Annotated in this window: 23 protein-coding genes and 1 tRNA gene; 15 read left to right on the forward strand and 9 right to left on the reverse strand. The window is 32.0% G+C overall.

All coding sequences use genetic code 11. The features are described 5' to 3' along the window. Positions 1-21: 21 nt before the first annotated feature. The 14 genes from lpxD to fabF all read left to right on the forward strand — a co-directional run bounded on the left by lpxD (position 22) and on the right by fabF (position 13,268). On the forward strand, positions 22-1,020 hold the full coding sequence (gene lpxD, locus HUW60_RS02550) for a UDP-3-O-(3-hydroxymyristoyl)glucosamine N-acyltransferase (RefSeq protein WP_190599991.1): 999 nt from the start codon (positions 22-24) through the stop codon (positions 1,018-1,020). A 1-nt stretch (position 1,021) separates the two neighbouring features. Beyond that, a complete protein-coding gene (gene fabZ / locus HUW60_RS02555) occupies positions 1,022-1,465 on the forward strand; it encodes a 3-hydroxyacyl-ACP dehydratase FabZ (RefSeq protein ID WP_190599992.1) in 444 nt (147 codons plus the stop codon). A gap of 24 nt (positions 1,466-1,489) precedes the next feature. Beyond that, positions 1,490-2,281: an acyl-ACP--UDP-N-acetylglucosamine O-acyltransferase gene (gene lpxA, locus HUW60_RS02560; protein ID WP_011929899.1), complete on the forward strand. Its 792-nt coding sequence runs from the start codon at positions 1,490-1,492 to the stop codon at positions 2,279-2,281. A 17-nt stretch (positions 2,282-2,298) separates the two neighbouring features. Continuing rightward, the gene (gene murJ / locus HUW60_RS02565) at positions 2,299-3,825 is read left to right on the forward strand and encodes a murein biosynthesis integral membrane protein MurJ (RefSeq protein ID WP_190599993.1); all 1,527 of its coding nucleotides are present in this window, start codon (positions 2,299-2,301) and stop codon (positions 3,823-3,825) included. Further along, complete coding sequence (locus HUW60_RS02570) at positions 3,825-4,094, forward strand: oxidative damage protection protein (protein ID WP_190599994.1); 270 nt, start codon at positions 3,825-3,827, stop codon at positions 4,092-4,094. Before murJ ends, HUW60_RS02570 begins: the two co-directional genes overlap by 1 nt. Further along, positions 4,087-4,698, forward strand: a complete 612-nt coding sequence (gene gmk / locus HUW60_RS02575) for a guanylate kinase (protein WP_190599995.1) — start codon at positions 4,087-4,089, stop codon at positions 4,696-4,698. Before HUW60_RS02570 ends, gmk begins: the two co-directional genes overlap by 8 nt. A 49-nt stretch (positions 4,699-4,747) precedes the next feature. Beyond that, positions 4,748-5,581 (forward strand): RNA polymerase sigma factor RpoH, encoded by an 834-nt coding sequence (gene rpoH / locus HUW60_RS02580; RefSeq protein WP_190599996.1) that lies wholly within the window; start codon positions 4,748-4,750, stop codon positions 5,579-5,581. A gap of 65 nt (positions 5,582-5,646) precedes the next feature. Then, entirely contained in the window at positions 5,647-5,934 is a 288-nt protein-coding gene (locus HUW60_RS02585) for a co-chaperone GroES (RefSeq protein WP_190599997.1), read from the forward strand. Between the two features lie 12 nt (positions 5,935-5,946). Then, positions 5,947-7,590 (forward strand): chaperonin GroEL, encoded by a 1,644-nt coding sequence (groL, locus tag HUW60_RS02590; protein WP_190599998.1) that lies wholly within the window; start codon positions 5,947-5,949, stop codon positions 7,588-7,590. A gap of 133 nt (positions 7,591-7,723) precedes the next feature. Continuing rightward, positions 7,724-8,965: a cytochrome c family protein gene (locus HUW60_RS02595; protein WP_190599999.1), complete on the forward strand. Its 1,242-nt coding sequence runs from the start codon at positions 7,724-7,726 to the stop codon at positions 8,963-8,965. An 80-nt stretch (positions 8,966-9,045) separates the two neighbouring features. Next, positions 9,046-10,929 (forward strand): DNA topoisomerase IV subunit B, encoded by a 1,884-nt coding sequence (gene parE, locus HUW60_RS02600; RefSeq protein WP_190600000.1) that lies wholly within the window; start codon positions 9,046-9,048, stop codon positions 10,927-10,929. Further along, positions 10,922-11,614 carry a 7-cyano-7-deazaguanine synthase QueC gene (queC, locus tag HUW60_RS02605; RefSeq protein ID WP_190600001.1) on the forward strand — a complete coding sequence of 231 codons (693 nt, stop codon included), beginning with the start codon at positions 10,922-10,924 and terminating at the stop codon, positions 11,612-11,614. Before parE ends, queC begins: the two co-directional genes overlap by 8 nt. A gap of 108 nt (positions 11,615-11,722) precedes the next feature. After that, on the forward strand, positions 11,723-11,947 hold the full coding sequence (acpP, locus tag HUW60_RS02610) for an acyl carrier protein (protein WP_011929909.1): 225 nt from the start codon (positions 11,723-11,725) through the stop codon (positions 11,945-11,947). 79 nt (positions 11,948-12,026) lie between these two features. Then, entirely contained in the window at positions 12,027-13,268 is a 1,242-nt protein-coding gene (gene fabF, locus HUW60_RS02615; RefSeq protein WP_190600002.1) for a beta-ketoacyl-ACP synthase II, read from the forward strand. Between the two features lie 16 nt (positions 13,269-13,284). Here the strand turns inward: fabF and HUW60_RS02620 are convergent, their stop codons facing one another. From HUW60_RS02620 to metG, 4 genes are all read right to left on the reverse strand, one after another. Beyond that, positions 13,285-13,497 carry a hypothetical protein gene (locus tag HUW60_RS02620; RefSeq protein WP_190600003.1) on the reverse strand — a complete coding sequence of 71 codons (213 nt, stop codon included), beginning with the start codon at positions 13,495-13,497 and terminating at the stop codon, positions 13,285-13,287. Next, positions 13,490-15,424 (reverse strand): M3 family metallopeptidase, encoded by a 1,935-nt coding sequence (locus HUW60_RS02625; protein ID WP_190600004.1) that lies wholly within the window; start codon positions 15,422-15,424, stop codon positions 13,490-13,492. Before HUW60_RS02625 ends, HUW60_RS02620 begins: the two co-directional genes overlap by 8 nt. Positions 15,425-15,436: 12 nt before the next feature. Further along, positions 15,437-15,525, reverse strand: a tRNA-Ser gene (locus HUW60_RS02630). Positions 15,526-15,712: 187 nt separating this feature from the next. Then, positions 15,713-17,350 (reverse strand): methionine--tRNA ligase, encoded by a 1,638-nt coding sequence (gene metG, locus HUW60_RS02635; RefSeq protein WP_190600005.1) that lies wholly within the window; start codon positions 17,348-17,350, stop codon positions 15,713-15,715. Positions 17,351-17,431: 81 nt separating this feature from the next. Here metG and apbC point away from each other — a divergent pair, with 81 nt between their 5' ends. Continuing rightward, the gene (gene apbC, locus HUW60_RS02640) at positions 17,432-18,505 is read left to right on the forward strand and encodes an iron-sulfur cluster carrier protein ApbC (RefSeq protein WP_190600006.1); all 1,074 of its coding nucleotides are present in this window, start codon (positions 17,432-17,434) and stop codon (positions 18,503-18,505) included. A 237-nt stretch (positions 18,506-18,742) separates the two neighbouring features. Here the strand turns inward: apbC and fdx are convergent, their stop codons facing one another. The 5 genes from fdx to iscU are packed head-to-tail and all read right to left on the reverse strand — an operon-like array spanning position 18,743 to position 22,199. Then, entirely contained in the window at positions 18,743-19,081 is a 339-nt protein-coding gene (gene fdx, locus HUW60_RS02645) for an ISC system 2Fe-2S type ferredoxin (protein WP_190600007.1), read from the reverse strand. 22 nt (positions 19,082-19,103) lie between these two features. Beyond that, a complete protein-coding gene (gene hscA / locus HUW60_RS02650; protein ID WP_190600008.1) occupies positions 19,104-20,948 on the reverse strand; it encodes a Fe-S protein assembly chaperone HscA in 1,845 nt (614 codons plus the stop codon). 15 nt (positions 20,949-20,963) lie between these two features. After that, positions 20,964-21,479, reverse strand: coding sequence for a Fe-S protein assembly co-chaperone HscB (hscB, locus tag HUW60_RS02655; RefSeq protein ID WP_190600009.1), 516 nt, complete (start codon positions 21,477-21,479; stop codon positions 20,964-20,966). A 12-nt stretch (positions 21,480-21,491) separates the two neighbouring features. After that, positions 21,492-21,815: an iron-sulfur cluster assembly protein IscA gene (gene iscA / locus HUW60_RS02660; RefSeq protein ID WP_190600010.1), complete on the reverse strand. Its 324-nt coding sequence runs from the start codon at positions 21,813-21,815 to the stop codon at positions 21,492-21,494. A 6-nt stretch (positions 21,816-21,821) separates the two neighbouring features. Then, positions 21,822-22,199, reverse strand: a complete 378-nt coding sequence (gene iscU / locus HUW60_RS02665) for a Fe-S cluster assembly scaffold IscU (RefSeq protein WP_190600011.1) — start codon at positions 22,197-22,199, stop codon at positions 21,822-21,824. Positions 22,200-22,262: the final 63 nt, after the last annotated feature.

The following is a 22,262-nucleotide window of genomic DNA, read 5'->3' on the forward strand; positions in this document are numbered from 1 at the left end:
ATTTTTATCTTAATTTTAATAATGCATACACTGGGTGATATTGCTAAAACCATCAACGCTAAGCTTGTGGGTGACTCTAATGTTGAAATTACAGGTGTTGCTTCAAGTTTATATGCTAATCAAACACAACTAACTTATATTGTAAATGGTAAATACAAACAAACATTAATTCATTCTAAAGCTGGTGTTGTTATTCTTAATAAAGATTTATTAATAAATTGTCCTACTAATGCTCTAGTAGTTGATAATGTTTATTTAGCATTTGCAAAAGCTACACATTTGTTTAAAAAACAGACTGTATGTTATCATGGTATACATCCAAGTGCCAAAATTAACAATGCAAAAATAGCTCCAAACTGTATTATTGGTAAAAATGTTACTATTGGTAATCACTGCATAATTTCTTCAAATGTTGTTATTGAAGATAACGTCACTATTGGTAATTATGCTTTAATTCAACCAAATGTGAGTATTTTAGAAGGATGTTCAATTGGTGATAATATTGTTATATCTCCCGGTGTAGTTATTGGCTCAGAAGGATTTGGTAATGCTCAAGACCAACAAAAACACTGGCATAGTATTGCTCATCTTGGTTATGTTGTTATTGGTAACAATGTAAGTATTGGTGCGAATACAACTATTGATCGAGGCACGATTGAAGATACCCAGATTCACAATGGTGTGCGAATTGATAACTTAGTACATATTGCACATAATGTTATCATTAAACAGGACTCAGCTATTGCTGCTACAGTAACTATTGGTGGTAGTTGTACACTAGGGAAAAGATGTATGGTGGGTGGCGGCGCAACTATTACTAGTCATGTTAATTTAGCAGATGATATTATCATCACAGGTGCTAGCACTGTTGATAAAAATTTATCTGAGCAAGGCCATTATACAGGTTTTACTTCTATCAGTAAACATCAAAAATGGAAGAAAATACAAGTATGGCTGTTAAATCTTGATAAAATCGTTCATTATTTAAATATTAAACTTAAGAAATTAAAGGAAAAATAACATGGAAATGAATATTCAAGATGTCAAAAACTATCTACCCCATCGTTATCCTTTTTTACTTATTGATAGAGTTCTGGAGCTGGAAGTTGGCAAATCAATCGTAGCATTAAAAAATGTAACCTTTAATGAGCCTCAATTTATTGGGCACTTCCCAGATCAGCCAATTATGCCTGGTGTTATGATTGTTGAGGCTTTAGCGCAAGCTACAGGTATTCTAGCTTTTAAGGCTGAAGTTAGCAAGCCGACTAATGGGCAGATATATATGCTTGTGGGTATTGATAAGGTTAGATTTAAACGCATGGTTGAACCTGGAGATCAATTACGTTTAGAGGTAAGAATTGTAACAGTTAAACGGGGTATTTGGAAGTTTAAATGCAAAGCAACTGTAGATAGCCAAACTATTACAAGTGCTGAGCTTATGTGTACTCAAAAAGCAACAGATTAATTGAAATTTTTTAAGGAGCGTAAGATGACGATAGATTCCAGTGCAATCGTTGATCCCAGTGCAAAAATTCATAAAAATGCTGAAATATATGCTTATGTCATTATTGGTGCTAATGTAGAAATTGACTCTGGCACAATTGTTGAGGCACATACCGTTATTCAAGGCCCAACTAGGATTGGGAAAAATAACCATATTTATTCTTTTGCCTCAATAGGTGGAGATCCACAAGATATTACTTATGCAGAAGGACAAGAATCTAGTTTAATTATTGGGAATGATAATCTTATTCGTGAGTTTTGTACAATTAATCGTGGTACAGAAAAAGAAAACTCCATCACTCGAGTGGGTTCTAACAATATGTTGATGGCTTATGTCCATATTGCACATGATTGCCAGGTAGGTAATCATATTATTATGTCTAATAATGCCTCTCTTGCAGGTCATGTTAGAATTTATGATTGGGCGATTTTAGGTGGTTTTACTCTGGCTAAACAATTCTGTATGATTGGTATGCATACTTATGTTGGTATGGGATGTCAAATTAATAAAGACATTCCTGCTTATATGGTTGCCTCCGGCGTGCAAACCAGAGTTAGGAGTATTAATTCTGAAGGTATGAGACGACGAGGCTTTAGCCCTAATGCAATTGCTGCCATTAAACGCGCTTTTAAAGCAGTTTATCGTGAGTCTGGATTATTAGATCAATCCCTTAAAGAATTAGAGCAATCAGAGTCTGACCATCCAGAAGTGGTGCAATTTGTTAACTGTATTCGTAGTTCTAAAGTTGGTATTATGCGTGGACCAACTGAGGAGTAATACTCTAAGAGTATTCTTTGGATAAATCTTTTTTGAAGTATAGTGGCATTATCATTGCTATGACTTTTCTTTCACGAGTACTAGGTTTAGTACGTGATTATTTTATTGCTAGATATTTTGGTGCTAGCGGTCTAACTGATGCTTTTTGGGTGGCTTTTAGAATTCCTAATTTTCTTAGACGTTTATTCGGAGAGGGTGCTTTTTCACAAGCTTTTATACCTATTTTAGCCGATGCTAAAGACAATAATACACAAATTGAAGTTCAGAATATTATTAATCATATTGCTACAAAATTACTTTTTGTGTTAATTGTAATCACACTCATTACAGTTATTATTTCTCCTATTATTATTTTTATGTTTGCCTGGGGATTTTATTTTTCTCCTGACCTAGTACAGTTTAATCTAGCGTCAGATATGTTAAGAATTACATTTCCTTATTTACTATTTATATCTCTAACAGCTTTTTCTGGCGCTATTTTGAATATTTATAATCATTTTGCAGTACCTGCATTTACACCAGTTTTACTCAATATTTCTATGATTCTAAGTTCCATATATTTATCTAAACATCTGAATACCCCTATTATGGCATTAGCATGGGGAGTATTTTTTGGGGGTATTGCACAACTTTTATTTCAAATACCTTTTTTAATTAAAATAAAAAAACTACCTAAATTAGCACTTGGTAATCATAAAGCAGTCGAAACTTTAAAAAAACATATGTTACCAGCTCTATTTAGCGTTTCAGTATCACAAATTAATTTATTAGTTGATACCATGATTGCCTCATTTTTAGTAAGTGGTAGTATCTCGTGGCTATATTATTCAGATAGACTATTAGAGTTACCATTAGCCCTTATTGGTATTACTTTAGCAACTGTCTCTTTGGCAAAACTAAGTCAGTATTTTATTAATAAGAACCATGAAAAATTTCTACAAACAATTGATAATGCCTTAACAATTGGATTATTACTAGGACTACCAGCATGTGTTGGTTTAATATTACTTGCTAAGCCTTTAATTATCACCTTATTTCAATACGATCAATTTGATGCATTTGCTGCATTACAATCATCGCTTAGTCTAATGGCTTATGGTTCTGGATTGATGGCTTTTATTTTTGTTAAAGTTTTAGCTCCTATTTTTTTATCTATAGGAGATACTAAAACACCAGTTAAGGCCGGTATTATTGCCATGATTTCTAATGTTTTCTTAAATATTATTTTAGGTTTTTACTTTGCCCATGTAGGGTTAGCAATAGCTACTTCCATTTCTGCTTTAATCAATGCTAGTTTGCTTTATTTTTATCTGAATAAACTATCTATCTTCAATATTTCTAAGAACTTATATCAAACTTTCTTTAAAGCCTTGGTTTCAAGCTTTATAATGGCCGTCTTTATTCTGATTTTTAAATCAGAAACTGAACTCTATTTAAGAGCTAGTATTAATTCAAGAATAATATTACTAGGAACAACTATTGTGCTTTCAAGCATTATATATATTTCCAGTTTAAAACTGTTAAACATAGGAGTGCAAAAATAATGAATATTGTAAAATGTATTAAATTAAACCTAAAGCTAGAAGCTTTAGATAGAATGCCTTATCCTGGAGAATTAGGTCAAAGAATATTAAATAATATATCAAAACAAGGCTGGGCACTTTGGCTTGAACATCAAACTATGTTAATCAATGAAAATAACTTAAATTTAATGGATTCAAACGCACAAATTTACCTTAAAGAGCAAATGGAAAAATTTTTTTTCTCAAAAGAAGGTGCAGATGATATAAAAGGTTATATTCCAGATGAATAATGGAGTATTATTCATTATTTCCGCCCCTTCAGGATGTGGAAAGACTTCATTGGTTAAAGCTCTTATTAAAAAAGTTGAGAATTTATGTGTTTCAATTTCACATACCACTAGACAACCACGTTCAGGTGAAATACAAGGTAAAAACTATTTTTTTGTTTCTAAAGACGAGTTCAATAAAATTGAAAGTAGTAATAATTTTATTGAATCTACCCAAATATTTGATAATAATTATGGCAGCTCCAAACAGTCAGTTAAAGATTTATTAAATAGTGGGGTTGATGTTATTTTAGAAATTGACTGGCAAGGTTTTAGACAGATTAAAAAAACTTTTAGTCATTCAGTCGGAATCTTTATTCTCCCGCCTTCTAAAATGGCATTAAAAGAACGTTTAACTAACAGAGGACAAGATGATAAAGACATCATTAATAGAAGAATGCATGATGCAGTAAGTGAGATGAAACACTTTAATGAATTTGATTATTTAGTTATTAATGATAACTTTTATGTGGCTCTAAACAATCTATCAATTATTATACACGCTGAACGCCTGAAGTTAGCACAACAAACAAACAAATATCAAAATTTGCTTAAGACATTAATATAACCTAGAATACCAAACCATACTAATATTTAGTAGTAGTTATCTAATTAAAATGAATCAAGAATTTGCATTATCATCTACTCAAAAAACTTCAAGTTTAGAGTTTCAGAAATACCCACCTATTTTAAGCAGTGAGGAAGAACATGAATTAGCAGTTCAATTATATGAAAACCATAATTTAAGTGCAGCTAGAAAACTAGTATTGTCACATATGCGTTTTGTAGCTTTTATTGCGCATAGTTATAAAGGTTATGGCCTTGAACAAGCTGATCTTGTACAAGAAGGTACTATTGGATTAATGAAGGCGGTTAAACGTTTTAACCCACATAGAAATGTACGTCTTGCCTCATTTGCAGTGTATTGGATTCGTGCTGAAATTCATGAATTTATTTTCAAAAATTGGAAAATAGTTAAAGTTGCTACAACGAAAGCACAGCGTAAACTGTTTTTTAAACTTAAACAAGCTAAAGCACATATTTATAATTCATTAAACGAAGAACAAGCAGATAAAATTGCTAAAGATTTAGGTGTACGTCGTAAAGATGTTTTAGAAATGGAATCACGCTTACAATTTAGTGATATCACATTCGAAGTGTTTGATGAGGAGGATTCTCATGCACCAGAACAATATCTAACCAATGAAAACGTCCAAACACCTGAACAATTATTGTTAACAGACGATTCAAAAAAAACCCAGCAACAACGACTTTATAAGGCTTTATCATCGCTAGATGAAAGAAGTTTAGATATTTTACAATCTAGATACTTGAAAGAAGAAAAAACAACCCTATATACTTTAGCAGACAAGTATAGCATTTCAAAAGAAAGAGTGCGTCAACTTGAGACTAAAGCCATGCAAAAGCTTAAATCGAACTTACAAGAGTAAATTCTTTGAAAGATAAATTTAAACTTATGCATCAAGCTTAAAAATTTTATTAACTAGGAGAAAAAATGAATATTCGCCCCCTTCACGACCGTGTGGTCGTTCGTAGAGTAGAAGAAAAGAAAACCACTTCCAGTGGTTTAATTATTCCTGATTCAGCAACTGAGAAGCCTTCAGAGGGTGTTGTTGTTGCAATAGGTAATGGTAAAAAAAATGACAATGGTGATACAATTGCATTAGATGTAACAATCGGCGATAAAGTATTGTTTGCTCAATATGCTGGTACTGAAATTAAAGTAGATGGTAAAAAACTATTAATAATGAAAGAAGGCGATATTGTCGCAGTCATTAAATAAAGGAGATTAAAAATGTCAGCAAAAGATATAAAATTTGGCCCAGAAGCTAGGAATTTAATGTTAGACGGGGTAAATATGCTAGCTAACGCAGTCAAAGTAACATTAGGACCTAAGGGTAGAAATGTTGTTTTAGATAAATCATTTGGCGGTCCTACGATCACTAAAGATGGTGTTTCCGTTGCTCAAGAAATTACCTTAGAAGGTAAATTCGAAAATATGGGCGCGCAAATGGTAAAAGAAGTAGCATCAAAAACCAATGATATTGCTGGTGATGGCACAACAACAGCAACTGTGCTTGCGCAAGCTCTTGTTACTGAAGGTGTTAAGTCAGTAGCAGCAGGTATGAATCCTATGGATCTTAAACGAGGTATTGACAAAGCAACAGAAGTTGCTGTTAATGCACTACGCAACTTCTCACAACCTTGTAATGATACAAAAGCTATTGCTCAAGTAGGTACTATTTCTGCAAATTCTGACGTTTCTGTGGGTGATATTATTGCCGATGCTATGGAAAAAGTAGGTCAAGCAGGTGTTATTACCGTTGAAGAAGGTTCTGGTTTTGAAAATGAACTTGATGTAGTTGAAGGTATGCAATTTGATCGTGGTTATTTGTCCCCCTACTTTGTTAACAATCAAGATACAATGACTGCTGATCTTGAGTCTCCTTTTGTATTGTTACATGATGCAAAAATTTCAAATATTCGTGATTTATTACCAGCATTAGAAATCGTACAAAAATCAAGTAAAGCTTTGCTAATCATTGCTGAAGATATTGATGGTGAAGCACTAGCCACTCTAGTGGTTAATAATATGCGTGGTATTGTTAAAGTTGCCGCAGTTAAGGCTCCTGGTTTTGGTGATCGCCGTAAAGCAATTTTAGAAGATATTGCCATACTCACAGGTAGTGTAGTTATTTCAGAGGAAGTAGGTTTGTCTTTAGAAAAAGTAACTGAAGAACATCTTGGTACTGCTAAACGCATCGAAATTGGTAAGGAAAATACTGTAATTGTTGATGGTGCTGGTAAAAAATCTGATATTGATGGTCGTGTTAACCAAATTAAAGCACAAATCGAAACTACAACAAGTGATTATGATAAAGAGAAATTGCTTGAACGTTTAGCTAAACTTTCTGGAGGGGTTGCAGTAATTAAAGTAGGTGCTGCTACTGAAGTTGCCATGAAAGAAAAGAAAGACCATGTTGATGACGCTTTACACGCTACTCGCGCTGCTGTTGAAGAAGGCGTTGTTCCTGGTGGCGGTGTTGCCTTAGTCCGTACTATTAAAGCTTTAGATGGTTTGACTGGTGATAATCATGATCAAAATATTGGTATTGAAATTGCTAAACGAGCAATGGAAGCACCACTACGCCAAATCGTAACAAATGGTGGGGGTGAAGCCTCTGTTGTTCTCAATAATGTAGCTGATGGTAAAGATAACTATGGCTATAATGCAACAACAGAAGAATATGGTGATATGCTCAAGATGGGTATTTTAGATCCAACGAAAGTTGTGCGTGCTGCATTACAACATGCTGCTAGTATTTCAGGTCTTATGATTACAACCGAAGCAATGATTACTGATATCCCTCAAGACGTTACACCTGCTGCTTCTCCTGATATGGGTGGTATGGGTGGTATGGGTGGTGGAATGATGTAAATCAACCCCGCTCTATTATAAAAAAGCCCCATTTATGGGGCTTTTTTATAATAGAGCGGGGTCCTAATAGAGAGTAACATAGTTTAATAATTTAAATTATTAATGCTATCTAAAAGATTTTAAAGAGGAATAAATGCAAAACAAATTAATTTATTTAATAATATCTTTTTTAGGATTACAAGTACAAGCAGATTTACAATCTTTCGTAAATTCAAAAACTAATATCATAATTCCTTCTACTAAAATCGACAATATTTCATATTCTAACATTGATAACTTATCTTCAAAAGAATGTAGTGTATGTCATTATAATATTTATAAACAATGGACAAATTCAATGCATGCTAAAAGCACAGCATTAAAAGACCCTATTCATGGTCTTTTTTATGGCATGGTTGTAGGCAGTCCTAAAGTTGAGGGTATTAAAACAGGAAATGATAAAGATAAATATCCAGTTTGTTTAGAATGTCACTCTCCTGCAGCAGCAAAAGAAAAAAAAACAAAACTTAATGCTAAAAACTCCTTCTCTGAAGGAGTTAATTGTATCGCTTGTCATTCTTTAACTAAATACAAAAGAATAAAGAATCAAAATGATAGGGTAAAATTAGGCATAAAAGCTTATAAATACTCATCCCATCAAATACAAGGTCCTAATGGTACTAATAAAAAACATAAAAGATTTGGTGAAGGTGGAGTTGCAAATAATCCAGGCTTATTTAAAACCTCTAAGGCATGTCTAGGTTGTCATAATCAACGTAACAATTCTAAAAAAGTACCACTCTGTCAAACTGGTGGAGAAATTATATCTGCAGGGGGTTCTACTACTTGTCAGTCTTGTCATATGCCAGTAATTGAAGGTATTAGCAATCATACAATGATAGGTGGACATTCTGTTGAAATGGTAAGTAAAGGCCTGGTTATGACAATTAATGCTAAAGAGGCCTCTAATATGTTGTATATTAGTGTAAATGCAACTAACTTATTACCTCATAACTTCCCAACAGGCGCACCATTTAGAAATTTTTATATTACTGTTACTGCTCAAGATTACAATGACAACATCTTGTGGCAAAGTTCAAAGACTCATCCTATGATAGATGATAAAAAAGCTATGTTTATGTATATAATTGGTAATGATAACAACAAAACAACATCACCATCTAAAGCAACCAAAATTTTAGGAGATACTCGTTTAAAACCAAATGAAACTCGCATATTAAATTATAAAATTCCATCAAATGATGTTTCTATAGTTACGGCAAAAGCTTATTATGATTTGCTACTAGTACCAATGAAAAATAAATTTAGCTCAAAATTACCTAAACATTTGTTAGACTCTAAAGAAATAGCAAAAGCTATCATAATTATTAGATAATTTTTATTAAAAAATAAAAAATCATAATTTTTTAGAGGATTTTTTGGTATGATACTTGACAAATTCTCATATTCAAACATATGAATAGTTACGACTCTTCCTCTATTGAAGTTTTAACAGGTCTTGAACCAGTACGTAAACATCCAGGCATGTACACCGAAACTGAATGTCCAAACCACCTTGCTCAAGAGGTTATTGATAATAGTATTGATGAGGCAATTGCTGGGTATGCTTCAAAAATTAACGTTGTTTTATATAAAAATAATTCATTATCTGTTGAGGATAATGGTCGAGGTATACCTGTAGATATTCACCCTAAAGAAGGTAAATCAGGTGTTGAGGTAATCTTAACAAAACTTTATGCAGGTGGGAAATTTTCAAATGACTTATACCAATTTTCAGGAGGATTACACGGCGTTGGTATTTCAGTGGTTAACGCCCTATCTACTTTAGTAGAGGTTTGGATTAAAAGAGACGCTAAAGAACATCACATAACTTTTTCAAATGGTTCTAAAAAAACAGAACTTAAAGTAACTCGTAAGGTCAATAAGCATAACACAGGCACTATCATTAAATTTACACCTGATGCGCGATTTTTTGACAATATTAAATTCTCCGCAACTAAACTACATAATAATCTACGTTCTAAAGCAGTTTTATGCCCAGATTTAGAGATTAATTTTTATAATGAAATAAACAAAAAAACAAATAAATGGATTTATAAGAAAGGCTTAAAAGATTATCTATCCAGGTCTTTAGATGGCTTAGATTATCTACCAACAAATCCTTTTGTTGTTAATTATAAAACTAATGAACAACAACTTAATTGTTCAATTGCATGGACACAGTATAACACTAATATTATAGCTGAAAGCTACGTTAATCTTATCCCAACAATTAGTGGAGGTACACATGTTACTGGATTAAGATCAGGACTTACCGAAGCTTTAAAAGAATTTTGCGAATTTAGAAATTTAATACCAAAAAATATTAAACTCACTCCTGATGATGTTTGGCAAAAAATTTCTTATGTGTTATCCGTTAAGATAATGGATCCACAATTTTCTGGACAAACTAAAAAAAGACTCGCTTCTAGAGAATGTATTAGTTTTGTTGCAAATATAGTTAAAGACTCTTTTAGTATTTGGTTAAATCAACACACTAGTATTGCAAAAGAAATCGCTCAACTAGCTATTATCAATGCGCAAATAAAACTTAAAACTAACAAAAAAGTTATTCGTAAAAAAATAGTTAGTGGTCCTACCCTGCCTGGAAAATTATCAGACTGTATCAGCACTGACCTCAATCAAACAGAGATATTTCTAGTTGAAGGTGATTCTGCAGGTGGTTCTGCTAAGCAAGCAAGAAATAAAGAATACCAAGCTATTTTACCCTTGCGCGGTAAAATTTTAAATACTTGGGAAATTGATTCTGAACAAGTACTCGCTAGTAAAGAGATCCATGACATTAGCATTGCAATTGGTCTTGAACCTAATAGTGAAAATTTATCTAATTTAAGATATGGTAAAATTTGTATTCTTGCCGATGCAGATTCAGATGGTGCACATATCGCTACATTAATTTGTACTTTATTTGTAAAACATTTTCCAAAACTTGTTCAAGATGGTCATATTTTTGTTGCAATGCCCCCCTTATATCGTATAAATGCAGGAAAAAAAGTTTACTACGCCCTTAATAATAATGAACGAGACACCATTATTAGGAAGGTAGAAAACGAAAATAAACGTGTTAAAATTCAAATTCAACGGTTTAAGGGTTTGGGTGAAATGAATCCTTCTCAACTAAGAGAAACTACTATGCTGTCCCATACTAGACATTTAATCCAACTTACATCAAATAACCCGTTACAAGTTTTTAAAACTATGGATATGTTGTTAAGTAAAAAACGCGCAGCTGATCGAAAAAAGTGGTTGGAAGAAAATGGGAATTTAGCTAATGCTTAATACTAAACATAAAATCAAAGCAATTATTCTTTTATCTGGTGGATTAGATTCCACTACTACTTTAGCCATTGCTAAATCAAAAAAATTTAAATGCTATAGTCTAAGTTTTGATTATGGTCAAAAACAAAAATCAGAGTTACAATCAGCTAAAAAAATCGCTAAAATATTTATAACTTCTGAACACAAAGTGGTAAAAATATCATTATCTGGTATTAGTAAATCTGCTCTAACTAATGATAATATTGATGTACCAAGATTCTCTCAAAACAATAAAATCCCAATTACTTATGTACCTGCCCGCAATACTATTTTTTTATCTTATGCACTAGCATGGTCAGAAGTATTAAATTGTCAACATATATTTATTGGTGTTAATGAACTAGATTACTCAGGTTATCCTGATTGTAGAGAATCTTATATTAAGGCATTCGAAATAATGGCTAATCTTGCTACCAAACAAGGTATTGAAGGACAAAAATTAACCATTCATGCCCCACTAATTCATTTAAACAAAGCACAAATTATAAAAAAAGGACTTTCCTTAGGTGTTGATTATACACTTACAACAACGTGTTATCAAGCAGATAAAAATGGAAAAGCCTGTGGTATTTGTGATGCTTGTGAATATAGAAGATTAGGCTTTAAAGAGGCAAGAGTGCCAGATCAAACTAGATATCAAATTTAGCATTATTTGTATAGAACATTCTAATGAAAAATTTTGTAATTTAGTCTTGTATACTTCTTTTTTGACGATAAAATAATAATTTTTTGTAAATAGTTAAGGAAATGACAAATGAGTATTGAACAAAGAGTAAAAAAAGTTGTAGCTGAACAATTGGATGTAAGCGGGGATGTTGATAACAATGCCTCTTTTGTTGATGATTTAGGCGCAGATTCTTTAGATACTGTTGAATTAGTCATGTCTCTTGAAGATGAATTCGAATGTGAAATTCCTGATGATCAAGCAGAAAATATTACTAATGTTCAACAAGCAATTGATTACGTTAGTAATTTATAATTCTATTTATCAAACTTAACAAGTAAGGCGCTTATTTCTTTGAAATAAGCGCCTTACTATATTTTCCAACAAAAATAATATGAGTAAAAGAAGAGTTGTTATTACAGGTATGGGTATAATTTGTCCAGTTGGTTTAAGTGTTAGTGAATCTTGGGATAATATCCTCAAAGGCTACTCTGGTATTGCTTCGCTTACTAACATTAGTACCAAAGGTCAATCAGTTACTTTTGGTGGCTCAGTTAAAAATTTTAAAGTCACTGACTATCTAAGACCTAAAGATGCTAAAAAAATGGACACCTTTATTCACTATGGCATGGCTGCTAGCATTCAAGCTATTGAAGACAGTGGTATTGAAGTTACTGAGAAAAATGCTTGTCGTATTGGTGTTGCTATTGGAGCTGGTATTGGTGGGCTCGGCACAATTGAAAAAACCGCAGATTTATTTAGAGAAAAAGGTGCAGGACGTATTTCACCTTTTTTTGTTCCTTCTTCGATTATTAATATGATTTCTGGTAATCTATCTATTAAATATGGCTTAAAAGGACCTAATTTTGCCATTACTACTGCTTGCACTACAGGTACTCATAATATTGGTAATGCTTCTCGTTTAATTGAATATAATGATGCTGATGTGATGATTGCTGGTGGTGCTGAAATGTCAACTACCAATTGTGGGTTGGGGGGGTTTGCTGCAGCACGTGCATTATCTACTCGCAATGATGATCCAATAAGTGCTTCACGACCATGGGATAAAGACAGAGATGGTTTTGTACTTGGTGATGGTGCAGGTGTTATAGTATTGGAAGAGTTTGAACACGCGAAGGCTCGTGGAGCAAAAATCTATGCACAAGTATCGGGTTATGGTATGAGTGGAGATGCTTATCATATAACACTACCTTCAAAAGGTGGAGAAGGTGCGGCTAGATGTATGCAAAATGCTATGAAAAACTCAGGTATTAATATTGATGAAATTAATTATATTAACGCACATGGAACTTCCACATTAGTGGGTGATCAAGCAGAAACAGATGCTGTTAAATTAGCCTTTAGAGAGCAACACGCTTATAATATTGTAATAAGCTCAACCAAATCAATGACTGGACACTTATTAGGTGCTTCTGGGGGTATTGAAGCTATCTTTACCACACTCGCAATTCAAGACCAAGTGGTACCACCAACCATTAACATTATTAATCAAGATCCAAATTGTGATTTAGATTATTGCGCTAACGAAGCAAGAGAAATGACAATTAACCATGCTATTTCTAATTCATTCGGATTTGGAGGTACTAATGGTTCAATTGTATTGAGCAGAATTTAATACCTTTTATAATTGATTATTTTATGGTTGAATCAACAACTTTAATTTTATTAGCATCAGCTATTAACTCCTCAACAAACTCATAAATTGCAATTGCACCATTCTGTACACTACTAAGTGCAACCCTTTTATTCATAACTAAAGACCAGCTTTCCTCAGTTGCAACAAACTTTACAGCCCCGCCAATCAATGCCAAAATAATAATAATACTGAGAATAAATTTAATCATGTTTCTCCTTAGTTGTATGAATAATACCATTTGCTTTTAATAGGGCATTAATTAAGGGTTTTTCACCCCTGAACTTTATATATTGTTGCATAAAATCTAGGCTACCTCCTATCTGTAAAATATTATACAAGAAATCTTTAGAAGCATCAGAGCCAATACCACCTTTCTTTTGCACATAATAATAAGCATCAGCCGCCAAAACTTCTGCCCATTTATAACTAAAATATCCTGCTGCATAGCCACCATTGAAAATATGTTCAAAAGTATTTAAAAAACGATTTTCATTTATCATTGACATTAGAGATGTTTTTCTTTGAACTTGTTTTAATATAGTGTAACTATCTCTAGTAGATATGTGTGTTTTAAGATCCCACAATGCAAACTCACACTGTCGTAACATATTCAATGCTGAATTAAAGTTTTTAGAAGCAATAAGTTTGTTATACAATTCATCAGGTAAAGACTTTCTAGTTTTATAATGACTTGATATAAGAGAAATCACTTGTTTTTCAAATACATAAAACTCCATATACTGACTAGGTAGTTCAATTCCATCCCACGGTACACCAGATATCCCACTAGCACAAGGGTACTTAACTTTTGTTAACAGATGATGTAACACATGTCCAAATTCATGGAATAGAGTAATAATTTCATCAAATTCAAATAAAACTGGCTTATCTTTAATAGGAGAGGTAAAGTTACAAACCACAAAAGCAACTGGTTTTTGATTATTAATCAAAGGCTGATAATCTGCCATCCACGCACCAGAACGCTTGTTTTCTCTAGCATATAAATCAAGATAAATTCTACCAATAATCCCACTTTTATTGTTAACATCTAAAACTTTAACATCAGCATGGTAGCTATTTTGTTGTATTTGCTTAATTTTAATTTGATACAAATTTTCAATAGTTAAAAATAATCCTTTTAATACGCTATTCTCTGGAAAGTATGGTATTAAATCAGATTTGTTGAATCCAAATTTTTGTTCTTTAAGTTTTTCACTATAAAATTTTAAATCCCAAGGCTTTAAATCAATACCTGAAAAAACCTTTAATTCTTTCAATTCTAATTGTGCTTGAGATTTAGAATATTCTACCAAGTCAGATAAAAACTGAACTACTTCATCGACAGTGTTAACCATTTTAGATGTAATCGATAATTGTGCATAATGCTCAAACCCTAAAATATTAGCCATTTCAGAACGTAATAATAAAATCTCATCCATAATTGGCTTGTTATTATAATTAGTTGCAGTAATACCCAAATTTGATGCCCTTGATATGTAGGCTATATAGACCTCTTTTCTTAAGCTTCTATTATCTAAATAAGTCATAACATCCATATAAACAGGAGTTTGTAGGCTTAACTCATAACCCTTATCTATTTTAATTTTTGCCAGTTCATTATCACTATAACCTTTTAACTCATGTTTACCAACAATTTTTTTCCACTCATTGGTAGACTTTAAAATATTTTTAGAAAATTCATTACTAAGCAAGCTAAGTTTTTCTTTGATAACTTTAAACCTATCTGCATTTTTACCTTCTAACTCAACACCTGAAAGTTCAAAACCTTTTATGACATTTTTAATAATATGTTGCTGTTGTTTGTTAAGATTTACTCCTCTAAGTGATTTGTAAGCTTGATATAAATCTTTGTTAGTAGACACATCAGAATAAAAATTAGTGATAATTGGTAGTGTTTCTTCATATTCTTGATTAAATTCATCACTAAACATCACTGCATTTAAATGCGAATTAACACTGGTGTGCTTTTCCAGTTCAAATTTTATTTGGTCAATAGGCATAACCACACTCTCCCAATTGGTACCAAAGCTTGCTTTTTTTACTACCTTAAGCCCATTTCTAGTTAGTCTTTCAATAGTTTTAACAATATTTTTAGGTTGAAAATTTGGTTTCATAGTATACTAATGTGGTGGAAGGAGTGGGATTCGAACCCACGATACCAAAAGGTACAACATGCTTTCCAAGCATGCTCATTCATCCTCTCTGACATCCTTCCAAAATTATATTAATCAATAATTTATACAAATATATTTCGCATTTCTTCTTTTCTAAAATCTAGTATTAGATGCAATAATTTATAAGCACCTACTACATTTTTAACTTTAATAATTTTAGTAATTCGTAAGTCAATCTAAATCATATAAATATTCTTAAGTTTATTCTGTATAACAACTTGTATATCTTTATTTTGAAGCTTCAATAATTTGCTCAATTTGAGCATCGTCAATACGTAACATTAGTGGTTTAAATGTATTAATTTGATGCTTGATCAAAGGGTGTTTTAAATCCTTCCAATGAAGTTCATCTATGTTTAAAAATTCTTCAACCTGTTTTGCCATAATAGGTAATACTGGCTTAAGATAAGTCATCAATACTCTAAACAAATTAATAGCTAGCGAAGTCACGTCATGAGCTTGTGTTTGTTTATTTTGTTTTTTTATTAACTGCCATGGCTTATGCTTATCGATATATTGATTGGCTTTATTGGCTAAATTTATAATAATACGCATAGCTTGGTTATAATTACGTGCTTCATAATGTTTAGCAATGACATCCCCACAATCAAAAAATTCTTGATAAAATTTAGATTCAGTAGTATAGGAAGATAATTTTTTGTTGAATTTATTAACAATAAATCCGGCACTACGTGAGGCAATATTAATTACTTTACCAACTAAATCTGAATTAATACGCTGCTTAAAATCGATCAAATTTAGATCTATATCATCAATTTTAGAAGATAGCTTACAGGCATAATAATAACGCAAATATTCAGGATTTAAATAATTAAGATAAGTTCTAGCCTGAATAAAAGTACCACGAGATTTACTCATTTTTTGACCATTTATGGTCAAAAACCCATGCGCAAAGATTGCACTTGGTGTACGATAATTAGAACCAATCAACATGGCTGGCCAAAAAAGCGCATGAAAATAAATAATGTCTTTTCCAATAAAATGATAAAGTTCTGTATTTGAATTTTTGTTGAAGTACTCATTAAAATCAATATTTTGTTTATCACATAACTTTTTAAAACTTGCCATATAACCAATTGGCGCATCTAACCAAACATAAAAATATTTATCTTCTACCGTAGGAATCTGAAAACCAAAATACGGCGCATCACGAGAAATGTCCCATTGTTGTAAACCTTCTTCAAACCATTCAGATAATTTATTGCTAATTGCATCTTGCAAATGTCCTGCTTTAGTCCATTCTTTAAGTTGTACTTCAAATTGAGGTAAGTCAAAGAAATAATGTTCTGAATCTTTTGTAATTGGGGTTGCACCTGAAATAACAGATTTAGCATTTTTCAGTTCTATTGACGAATAAGTTGCGCCACAAACTTCACAATTATCACCATATTGCTCATTAGAACCACATTTAGGACAATCGCCTTTAATAAAACGATCAGGCAAAAACATTTGTTTTAAAGGGTCAAAAGCTTGTGAAATTATACGAGTCTTAATAAATCCAGCAACATTTAGCTTGTTATAAATATTAGTAGAAATATCTTTATTTTCCTGACTATGAGTTGAGTGATATTGACTAAAATCAATTGAAAATGATTGAAAATCTATCTGATGTTTATTACTCATATTTTTAATTAATACCTCAGGAGTAATATCAAGCTCATCTGCCTTAAGCATAATAGCTGTACCATGCGCATCATCTGCACAAACATAATAACATTCGTTACCCATCATTTTCTGGAAACGTACCCAAATATCAGTTTGAATATATTCTAGTAAATGTCCTAGATGAATTTCACCATTAGCATAAGGCAGTGCTGAAGTAACTAGAATTTTTCGCGATGTCATAATAGGCTTATTAATATCAGGTGTGGCTTATGTCATTATACGATAAAATATCGTTATTTTACTTAATTGAATACAATAAAAATGACAAATTTAACAAACAAAAAAATTAAAAGGATTCTATCCAAGATAGTTGATATTTATACTGAACAAAATATTATCTCTTCAAATAATATTAATATTGACGGTGATAAAGTTCAAATTAACATCGAACTTAATTATCCTGCTAACAGTTATCATACAACCTTGTCTAATGCTATTACTGATACATTAACAAAAAATGGCATTAATAATGCTAGTGTTGATATTAAAACCAAGATTGTTAAGTACACAACCCAAAAAGGCGTTGATACTCTGCCAGAGGTTAAAAATATTATTGCCGTCGCCTCGGGTAAGGGTGGTGTAGGAAAATCAACTACTGCGGTTAATTTAGCGTTAGCATTACAAGCGGAAGGTGCTAAAGTTGCTATTCTAGATGCTGATATTTATGGTCCTTCTCAACCTAGAATGCTAGGAGTAAGTAAGATAAAACCAGAATCTAGCACTGAAGGTAAATTATTACCTATTTTGGGCCATGGTATACAAAGCATGTCAATCGGTTATTTAGTTAAAGAAGACAACCCTATGATTTGGCGTGGTCCAATGATTACTCAAGCCCTAGAACAAATGCTAAGAGACACTTTATGGCGTGGTATTGATTATATGATCATTGATTTACCGCCAGGAACAGGCGATACACAACTCACTTTATCACAAAAAATACCAGTTAGTGGTTCTATAATCGTAACAACCCCACAAGACATTGCGCTAATTGATGCTAAAAAAGGCTTAAAAATGTTTGAAAAAGTTAACATACCTATTTTAGGTATTGTTGAAAATATGTCTTTACACATTTGCTCTAAATGTGGATACGAAGAAGCTATTTTCGGGACAGGTGGTGGTAAAGCTATGGCAATTGACGAAGGTATTGAATTTTTAGGCGCACTTCCATTAAAAATGGATATTCAAACAGACGTTGACGAAGGCACACCAACCGTTACCAAAAACCCAGAAGGAAAAATAGCTAAAATTTATAAAGAAATCGCCAAAAAGGTCAGTGCCAAATTAACCCAACAATCTCGTGTAACCAATGCCTTCCCAAGTATTACCATAGAATAACGCCAAATAATCAAATATAGAAATATTTCTTAGCTAATGTTAATTATTCAAATTTAAAACTGATTGATGAAATAAATTTAATCTGCATACTTAAAATATTGACTACTTTAGCATACTAAAAGTAAGGTTTATTCAGATCTATGTAGGTCTCTTACCATTATCTTTTTATATAATAGTAAGATTATAGATACCAAAATACTGTAAGTATCTGCTATTGTTGTTAACATTTAGATATTCTTAGTGGTTTTCGGAGACTTGGTTAATAGTGTATTTTGGTATTTCAATTACCAAGTCAGTATTACCTATAATTGTTTGACAAGATAAGCGAGAATCTGGTTCTAAACCCCAAGCTTTGTCCAATAAATCATCTTCAATTTCATCTGACTCTTCTACTGAATCAAACCCCTCACGCAGGTAAACATGACAAGTTGTACAAGCACTTGACATTTCACAGGCATGCTCAATTTCAACATCATCAGCAAGTAGTGCATCACAAATACTAATACCTGTTTGGACTTTAATAACAATTCCTTCTGGACATAATTCATGATGGGGTAATACAATAATTTGAGGCATATGAGTTTCCTAAATATTTTTCCTAAAATTCATCAATGTTGCGACCTTGTATGGCTTTCATAACAGAACTGTTCATACGCATCTCAACAAATTTTAAACAACTATTCTCAAGATTTTCAATAGCGATTGAAATAGCTTTTTCATCATCAGAATGAACAATATCAAATAATGTGTTTCTGGCATTTAAGATATTATTAAGCATTTTATCATCAAGCATATTCTTATCTTTTTTAATTGCTGAATCTATTGCTTCAATAGTTCTGTTTGCTTCTACTTGTGTTTCATGAAGCTTTCTAATTTGAATGTCAGTTTTAGCAAAAAGAAAAGAATCTTTAAGCATCTTTTCTTTTTGCATATCTGTTAGTCCGTAAGATGGCTTGATGCTAATATTTGTTTTAACGCCTGATATTTGTTCAACTGCGCTCACGGATAATAAGCCATCAACATCTACTTGGAATTCTATACGAATACGAGCATTTCCTGCCACCATTGCTGGAATACCATATAAATCAAATTTAGCTAATGAGCGACAATCTCTCACCAACTCTCTTTCACCTTGCAGTACATGAATACTCATAGCTGTTTGCCCATCTTTAAAGGTAGTAAATTCTTGTGCACGAATAATAGGAATTGTAGTATTTCTATGAATTATTTTTTCCACTAATCCACCCATTGTTTCAAGTCCAAGTGACAATGGTAAAACATCTAATAACAATATGTCATTTTGTGATTTATTACCAGCTAGAATATTAGCCTGTATTGCTGCGCCTTTAGCAACAACTTCATCAGGATTAATAGAACATAAAACTGGTTTATTAAATAAATCACTTACCATAGAACAAACTAATGGTATACGTGTAGAACCACCTACCATAATAACATCTTTAATGTTTTCAACATCAACTTGTGCATCTCTAATAGCTTGTTTAGTTAACAATAAAGTGCGTTTAATAAGTACTTTAGCTAGAGTTTCAAATTTTTTCTTAGTAATACAATAAGGTTTTTTAATACAGTCAAATTCTGAAAATTCATAATTACTCAAAGTTTCTTTAGCAGTACGTGAAAATTGTTTAATTTCTTGCATTTGAGAAGGTGTAAGTTCATTAATACCTAACTTCTCAATACAATCATTAACAATTAGTTCATCAAAATCATCTCCGCCTAAGGTAGTATCACCACCTATTGCTAACACTTTGAACACACCTTTGCTAAAATTTAAAATTGAAATATCAAACGTACCACCACCTAAATCATAAATAGCATGTACACCATCTTCACCTGATTCTAAGCCGTAAGCAACTGCTGCTGCTGTTGGTTCATTAATCAAGCGTAAAATTTTAAGTCCAGCTAAAGTTGCTGCATCTTTAGTTGCTTGACGTTGTGCATCATTGAAATAAGCTGGTACAGTAATTACTGCACCAGATAACATGCCACCCAGTGAATCTTCAGCTCTTTGTTTAAGTGAAGATAAAATACTAGCAGAAATTTCAACTGCAGATATTTTTCCCATAGAGGTATGAAATAATACATTATTTCCATTTTCAAATAATTGATAAGGGCAATTTTTAAACGTACTCACTTCTTCATAGCTCATACCTATAAAACGTTTGATTGAAATAAAAGTATTAGTTGGGTCAGTTTTTGCATAAGGATAGGCATTACAACCAACCGTTAATTTGTTATCCTTACCACAATGCACAACTGAAGGTAAAATAACCTCGTTATTTTCATCCATGATAACTTTACTTTGACCACTTATAACGGATGCAACTAATGAATTTGTCGTACCTAAATCAATACCAATCACCAATTTATGCTGATGTGGTTCTGATACTTGACCGGGTTCTGATATTTGTAATAAAGACATTATTAATATTAATTACTATAGCCACTCACTCATTAATTGGTTTGCATGAGTATTTAAATGTTCATAGAATTTTAATTCTCTAACTAAATTTTTAATTTTATTAAATGTTTTTGTGTTGGTAAATAAGAGTCTAATATTATCTACATTATGTTTAATATTTAAATCATTTTTTTCAATAAAATCATATAGCTTAACCTCATCTTTACTGATTTTAATTAATTCTAAATTCTCTCTTAATTCAATTTGATTCATTAAAAACTTAACATCCATTTGAGTGTATTTCTCATCAAATGCATCAATACCATTTAATTCTAATAAATAATTAGCGCGATTAAGTGGAGATTTTAAAGTATCAAATGCTGTGTTAATTAATGAGGTATTTTGCAATGCTAAAGCTCTTTCTTTGGCACTACTAGTGACAAATCTATCAGGATGAAATTTTGCGACTTGTTGTTGATATTCAGCGTTAAGATTAATAATATTTATATTAAAATCAGGCTCTATTGAAAATAATTCAAAATAGTTTTCCATTTTTTTAAACAACTAAACCGTAAAAGATTCACCACAGCCACATTCAGCTTTAGCATTTGGATTGTTAAATTCAAAGCCTTCATTTAAACCCTTCTTAACGTAATCAACTTGTGTTCCATCTAAATAAATTAAACTCTTTGTATCAACAATAATTTTAACACCATTATCTTCAAATACAGTGTCATCATCAAAAGTACCATCAACAAACTCCATGTTATAACCAAGACCAGAACAGCCTGTAGTTTGTACTCTAAGGCGAATACCTATGCCAGAACCACGATTGGTTAAAAACTCAACAATTCGTTCTACCGCACTCTCAGTTAAAGTAACTGCCATTATTAATTAAATTTTGCTTTTAATGTCATTAATAGCTGCTTTGATAGCATCTTCAGCTAAAACTGAACAATGTATCTTAACAGGCGGTAGGGATAACTCTTCTGCAATGTCAGAATTTTTAATTTTTGTTGCTTCATCTAATGTTTTTCCCTTAACCCATTGTGTTAATAATGAACTTGATGCAATAGCAGAACCACAACCATAGGTTTTAAATTTAGCATCTTCAATCACACCGTTATCATCAATCTTAATTTGCAAACGCATCACATCACCACATGCAGGCGCACCTACCATACCAGTACCCACGTTCTTAGCATCTTTATCTAAAACTCCTACATTTCGTGGATTTTCATAATGATCCATCACTTTTTTACCATATGCCATCTCTTTTCCCCTTTTAGTGCTTATTGTTAATATAATCTTGTTGTAAATCTTTAATCTAAATAT

It is taken from the genome of Candidatus Vesicomyosocius sp. SY067_SCS001 (assembly GCF_014706615.1).
Lineage (GTDB): Bacteria > Pseudomonadota > Gammaproteobacteria > PS1 > Pseudothioglobaceae > Ruthia.